The following is a 6,752-nucleotide window of genomic DNA, read 5'->3' as shown; positions in this document are numbered from 1 at the left end:
CCACCAGTAGCTATTGCGGTTGGAGTTGTAGTAGTTGCGGGAGTTGTAGCTCTAACACTTCTCGAAACTCCGACAACTGATAGAAAACCAGAGCTTCTACCTCCTCCTAAACGACCTGACCCCAGACCAACCCCGTCACCGTCACCACAGAGAGTTCCTGCCCCTATTCCAAAACCAGAAGACCCTAATGATTGTGAAGAAACTTGTAAGGATAAGTATCCTCAGTATGATGTTCTTACTGACTATATAGGAAATCAATTTCCTTTTGGTGGATTTAGGTTTGACGACTTACCGGAAGCTATTAATGGAATAAGATTTAATAGACAATACCATTCAAAGATTAATGATGGGAGAACTGTTCAGTTGGGAAATTCTGCTCCAATGGATACAATTTTCAAAGATCGTGAAATTAAATTTCTCGAAAATCTTAAAGATCCTGAAAAAATCAGGAATGCACTACAACGTTTTTATAAAAAATGTTCAACCAAATCAAAGTGCAGGCTCGATAGGTGAATATAAATTCTGTAAAGAAGGTAAACCACCAAAAAAAGTTTATGCTTCTATAATTCTAAATATTAAAGATAATCAAGGTGACAAATATTATCAACGAGGATGATGAGTGAATTTGATTTTTGGTTTCTAGAGCTGGTAGTCCAGTCACCAGTTAGTTTTTTAACCATCATACCCTATGACCAGTGTATTGTCCCTGATGACTATCAAACTCCATCTAATTTAACGACAAATCAAATTGTCGATATTCTATTTCGTCTCTTTCAAGATGGTTATTTATTAGCCATTACTCCAGCCGATCTCGATTCACTAGACACTCACCTAATAAACGACCTATTAACCAAAGCATTTATTCCTTCCCACGAACAAATCAAAACAGCTTTGGATCGAGAAAATTTCAGGGATTACGAGTTATATAAGAAACTGTGTAGCTCAGATTTATATTTCTTTTTGACTGAAAAAGGGGGAAAACAATGGGAATCATGGGCTAAGCCAAAATGGAATCAATTTTTTCGTCGATGTATTTTAGATTGGGAATCAGTTTCTGAAAATCTCTGGAATAACTCGATTCCTCCCCACCGTAGTATTATTAGTTGTTCCTCTCAAGAAATTGGAGAAAAAATAATCGCTATAGAACACTTATTGGATTATCCTCAATCTGTCCGCTACTATATTGAAAATTCAGCAATATGGAAAAAATTTACGCCTTGGCATCCTACTTATTGGAAAACTCTTCCTTGTGGTTATGTCGTGAGTTACCAAATTGAAAGGGTTGAAGTTAATAACTGTATTGATGAATCTCAAGAATTAACTGAAGAGAAAATACAAGCCAGAGAATGGTATCAAAAGATTGTAAATTGGTACACTCGAATACGGCTGAGTCAACTATAAAAATAAATGCTGTATTGGGGGATAACTAGCGAGGGTGATCTAAGGGGCAATCTAGATATTTTGGTGGGCTCAGGTAAGATAATATTGAATTATCTTACCTAAATTGTCCGTACCCACCCGATCTGAGGGATAATAAAAAAAACGCTTAACTCTCTCTATGTCGGGATCTCCAGCCCAAAAAATTCCCCGTCATCAATCCCTTACCACCCCCACCGATCTCCAAAACGTTCGGGTGGAAGAATTTTTAGCGACAAAAGCCTTATCCCCTAATTCTCAAAGGGCTTACCGTCGGGAATTGTTGACCTTTCTCACTATTGTAAACAAACCCTTTGCTTTTATTCAATCCCGTCACATCGTTCAATATAAAATTCAACTGACCGAAAAATTAGCCCCTAGTTCCGTTAACCGCGCCCTATCAGCTATCAGCAGTTTTTTTGATTGGTTGGAAGAAGCCTATGGCAACCCTAACCCCACCCTCACCATTCGTCAACATAAACTGCCTTTACCCCCTGCTCAAGATTTAACCGAAGCCGAATTAGAAGCCCTGTTAACCGCCTTAGATAACCGCCCCTCTCTGACTATTATCAGAGATAAAGCCGTATTTACCGCCTTAAGACATGGACTCAGAGCAGGGGAAGTCGCCTTCTTTAAATTTAGGCGATTATGATGGCATTCGCTTACATATTCAAATAGCCTCTAGGGGCAAATAAACCCGTCGAGTCTTCCCTCGCTTACCCTTACGCACCAATACTTCCCCCGTCTGCTCCTCAAAATCATTATTAGGTACAAAAAAAAGCCAAAAATTCTAAAGTTCAGATATAAGGTAATTTTGACGGGGACATATTAGGATCCAACACGACATCTAAATGCTCCGTTATCACCCACCATCTGAGGAATCAAGTCAGATTGAAGACATTTAAAAAAAGTTTTTTGCTTAAAACCCTTGCTATGACTAGCTTTGAAAGAAAGAGGAAAATATTTTAGAAAAAAGTTTCAAAAAAGGGTTGACATTCCCTGGCGGTTTGGTTATATTTGTAAATGCGCGGTTGAGAGCGAAACGCAAACGACGCGCTCCGAACCTAGAAAATTCTATAGTTTGAAAGCTGATAAACAACACAGCCCTTGTTAATTGAAACAATTATATTCTATTTGTTCCTAGTTGTCTAGGAAACAGTAGAAAAAAATCAATTCACCCTCTATTTTGAGAGTAATCAAAAGATAGAGTCAAGGAAAAAATGGAGCCTATGCTTCAAGCTTTCCACCACGGAGAGTTTGATCCTGGCTCAGGATGAACGCTGGCGGTATGCCTAACACATGCAAGTCGAACGCAGTCTTCGGACTGAGTGGCGGACGGGTGAGTAACGCGTGAGAATCTGCCTTCAGGATGGGGATAACAGTGGGAAACCACTGCTAATACCCAATATGCCGAAAGGTGAAAATTATTTTGCCTGAAGAGGAGCTCGCGTCTGATTAGCTAGTTGGTGGGGTAAAAGCTTACCAAGGCAACGATCAGTAGCTGGTCTGAGAGGATGAGCAGCCACACTGGGACTGAGACACGGCCCAGACTCCTACGGGAGGCAGCAGTGGGGAATTTTCCGCAATGGGCGAAAGCCTGACGGAGCAATACCGCGTGAGGGAGGAAGGCCTTTGGGTTGTAAACCTCTTTTCTCAGGGAAGAAGATCTGACGGTACCTGAGGAATAAGCATCGGCTAACTCCGTGCCAGCAGCCGCGGTAATACGGAGGATGCAAGCGTTATCCGGAATTATTGGGCGTAAAGCGTCCGCAGGTGGTTTTTCAAGTCTGCTGTCAAAGACCGAAGCTCAACTTCGGAAAGGCAGTGGAAACTGGAAAACTAGAGTTCGGTAGGGGTAGCGGGAATTCCCAGTGTAGCGGTGAAATGCGTAGATATTGGGAAGAACATCGGTGGCGAAGGCGCGCTACTGGACCGAAACTGACACTCAGGGACGAAAGCTAGGGGAGCGAAAGGGATTAGATACCCCTGTAGTCCTAGCTGTAAACGATGGAAACTAGGTGTGGCTTGTATCGACCCGAGCCGTGCCGTAGCTAACGCGTTAAGTTTCCCGCCTGGGGAGTACGCACGCAAGTGTGAAACTCAAAGGAATTGACGGGGGCCCGCACAAGCGGTGGAGTATGTGGTTTAATTCGATGCAACGCGAAGAACCTTACCAGGGCTTGACATGTCCGGAACTTTCCTGAAAGGGAAAGGTGCCTTCGGGAACCGGAACACAGGTGGTGCATGGCTGTCGTCAGCTCGTGTCGTGAGATGTTGGGTTAAGTCCCGCAACGAGCGCAACCCTCGTCTTTAGTTGCCAGCATTAAGGTGGGCACTCTAGAGAGACTGCCGGTGACAAACCGGAGGAAGGTGGGGATGACGTCAAGTCAGCATGCCCCTTACGCCCTGGGCTACACACGTACTACAATGGTTGGGACAAAGGGCAGCGAACCCGCGAGGGAAAGCGAATCTCATCAAACCCAGCCTCAGTTCAGATTGCTCTCTGCAACTCGAGAGCATGAAGGAGGAATCGCTAGTAATCGCAGGTCAGCATACTGCGGTGAATTCGTTCCCGGGCCTTGTACACACCGCCCGTCACACCATGGAAGCTGGTCACGCCCGAAGTAGTTACCCTAACTTTCGAGAGGGGGACTCCTAAGGCAGGGCTAGTGACTGGGGTGAAGTCGTAACAAGGTAGCCGTACCGGAAGGTGTGGCTGGATCACCTCCTTATAGGGAGACCGAGGAGAATGTAGAATGCAGAATGAAGAATGTAAAAAAATCATTCTAAATTCTAAATTTTTAATTCTAAATTCTTCCATCCCAAGGTCGTGGCAAGGGAAATGTGAACAGCTTTCAAACTAAGAATGGGTCTCGGAAAGAGGGGCTATTAGCTCAGCTGGTTAGAGCGCACCCCTGATAAGGGTGAGGTCTCTGGTTCAAGTCCAGAATAGCCCACCTGTCTGATTTCCCAAAAAAAGGATAGTTCAGCACCTAGTCTTTTTGAAAAAGACGGAATGCTGGATGTTATATCCAGTCAGTACCTTGAAAACTGCAGAAAAAAGAGTCAACAAACAAGTCCAAAAAAAAGACCAAAAAGGTCAAGCTACAAAGGGCTAACGGTGGATACCTAGGCACACAGAGGCGAAGAAGGACGTAGTTACCGACGATACGCTTCGGGGAGCTGGAAGCAAGCATTGATCCGAAGGTTTCCGAATGGGGCAACCCCAAGAATGGTCACCTGAATCTATAGGGTGACACAAGCTAACCGGGCGAACTGAAACATCTTAGTAACCCGAGGAAGAGAAAGCAAAAGCGATTCCCCCAGTAGCGGCGAGCGAAAAGGGACCAGGCCTAAACCATCGACTACGGTTGATGGGGTTGTGGGACAGTGATGTGGACTGTAGCGGTTAAACGAAGCAGCTGAAAACTGCACCAGAGAAGGTGAAAGTCCTGTAGTTGAAAACTTAAACAGCCTAACTGTATCCCGAGTAGCACGGAGCCCGTGGAATTCCGTGTGAATCAGCGAGGACCACCTCGTAAGGCTAAATACTCCTGTGTGACCGATAGCGAAACAGTACCGCGAGGGAAAGGTGAAAAGAACCCCGGCAAGGGGAGTGAAATAGAACATGAAACCGTTAGCCTACAAGCAATGGGAGGACGATTTAACGTCTGACCGTGTGCCTGTTGAAGAATGAGCCGGCGACTTACAGGCTGTGGCAGGTTAAATGGGAGACCATGAAGCCAAAGTGAAAGCGAGCCTGAATAGGGCGATAGTCACAGTTTGTAGACCCGAACCCGGGTGATCTAACCATGGCCAGGATAAAGCTAGGGTAATACCTTGTGGAGGTCCGAACCGACCAACGTTGAAAAGTTGGCGGATGAGCTGTGGTTAGGGGTGAAATGCCAATCGAACCCGGAGCTAGCTGGTTCTCCCCGAAATGCGTTTAGGCGCAGCGGTTGTGTACCTTATGGGGGGGTAAAGCACTATTTCGCTGCGGGCTGCGAGAGCGGTACCAAAGCGAGATAAACTCAGAATACCCTATAAGCATCAACCAGTGAGACGGTGGGGGATAAGCTTCATCGTCGAAAGGGAAACAGCCCAGACCACCAGCTAAGGTCCCAAAATAAATACTAAGTGATAAAGGAGGTGGGAGTGCATAGACAACCAGGAGGTTTGCCTAGAAGCAGCAACCCTTAAAAGAGTGCGTAATAGCTCACTGGTCAAGCGCTCCTGCGCCGAAAATGAACGGGGCTAAGTATTTTACCGAAGCTGTGGACAGGAAACTGTGGTAGGGGAGCGTTCTGTATAGGGTGAAGCACTAGCGGCAAGCAGGTGTGGACAGTACAGAAGTGAGAATGTCGGCTTGAGTAGCGAAAATATATGTGAGAATCATATACCCCGAAATCCTAAGGGTTCCTCCGGAAGGCTCGTCCGCGGAGGGTTAGTCAGGACCTAAGGCGAGGCCGAAAGGCGTAGTCGATGGACAACGGGTTAACATTCCCGTACTGATTAGAAATTGTGGCGGGGGACGGAGAAGGCTTAGTATCAGCCGGAAGATGGTTACCGGTGCAAGGAAACGAGGCGATGAGGGACGGAGAAAACGTCCTGAGCCAAGTTCTGAGTCCGAGGAGCTACGGCTCTTAAGTGATGCGAGTCAGACTTCCCAGAAAAGCCCGAACCACGTTAATTTCTAATTACCTGTACCCGAAACCGACACAGGTAGGAGAGTAGAGAATACTAAGGGGCGCGAGATAACTCTCTCTAAGGAACTCGGCAAAATGACCCCGTAACTTTGGGAGAAGGGGTGCCACCGCAAGGTGGTCGCAGTGAAGAGGCCCAGGCGACTGTTTACCAAAAACACAGGTCTCCGCCAAGTCGCAAGACGCAGTATGGGGCTGACGCCTGCCCAGTGCGGAAGGTTAAGGAAGTTGGTTAGCTTCGGCGAAGCTAGCGACCGAAGCCCCGGTGAACGGCGGCCGTAACTATAACGGTCCTAAGGTAGCGAAATTCCTTGTCGGGTAAGTTCCGACCCGCACGAAAGGCGTAACGATCTGGGCACTGTCTCGGAGAGAGGCTCGGCGAAATAGGATTGTCTGTGAAGATACGGACTACCTGCACCCGGACAGAAAGACCCTATGAAGCTTTACTGTAGCTTGGAATTGGGTTCGGGCTTCCCTTGCGCAGCATAGGTGGGAGGCGTTGAAGTTTTCCTCGTGGGGAAAATGGAGCCAACGGTGAGATACCACTCTAGGGAGGCTAGAATTCTAACTTAGACCCGTAATCCGGGTTAAGGACAGTTTCAGGTGGGCAGTTTGACTGGGGGCGGTCGCCTC

2 protein-coding genes, 1 tRNA gene, 2 rRNA genes and 1 pseudogene are annotated in these 6,752 nt (G+C 46.6%); all 6 read left to right on the top strand.

Annotated features, from left to right (window positions below):
- Positions 1–513 (top strand): annotated as a pseudogene (locus C4E06_RS27075) (hypothetical protein); the annotation flags it as partial.
- Positions 514–612: 99 nt separating this feature from the next.
- A complete protein-coding gene (locus C4E06_RS27070) occupies positions 613–1,401 on the top strand; it encodes a hypothetical protein (RefSeq protein WP_157951266.1) in 789 nt (262 codons plus the stop codon).
- A gap of 157 nt (positions 1,402–1,558) precedes the next feature.
- Positions 1,559–2,068 (top strand): site-specific integrase, encoded by a 510-nt coding sequence (locus C4E06_RS27065; protein ID WP_107671410.1) that lies wholly within the window; start codon positions 1,559–1,561, stop codon positions 2,066–2,068.
- A 593-nt stretch (positions 2,069–2,661) separates the two neighbouring features.
- A 16S ribosomal RNA gene (locus tag C4E06_RS27055) occupies positions 2,662–4,148 on the top strand.
- Between the two features lie 151 nt (positions 4,149–4,299).
- Positions 4,300–4,373: transfer RNA gene (locus tag C4E06_RS27050), tRNA-Ile, on the top strand.
- A 141-nt stretch (positions 4,374–4,514) separates the two neighbouring features.
- Positions 4,515–6,752 (top strand): 23S ribosomal RNA (locus tag C4E06_RS27045); the annotation flags it as partial.

Source organism: Cyanothece sp. BG0011, from assembly GCF_003013815.1.
Classification (GTDB): domain Bacteria; phylum Cyanobacteriota; class Cyanobacteriia; order Cyanobacteriales; family Microcystaceae; genus Crocosphaera.
Note: the sequence above shows the minus strand (reverse complement) of the source record. Positions and strands in the feature narration are given on the sequence as shown.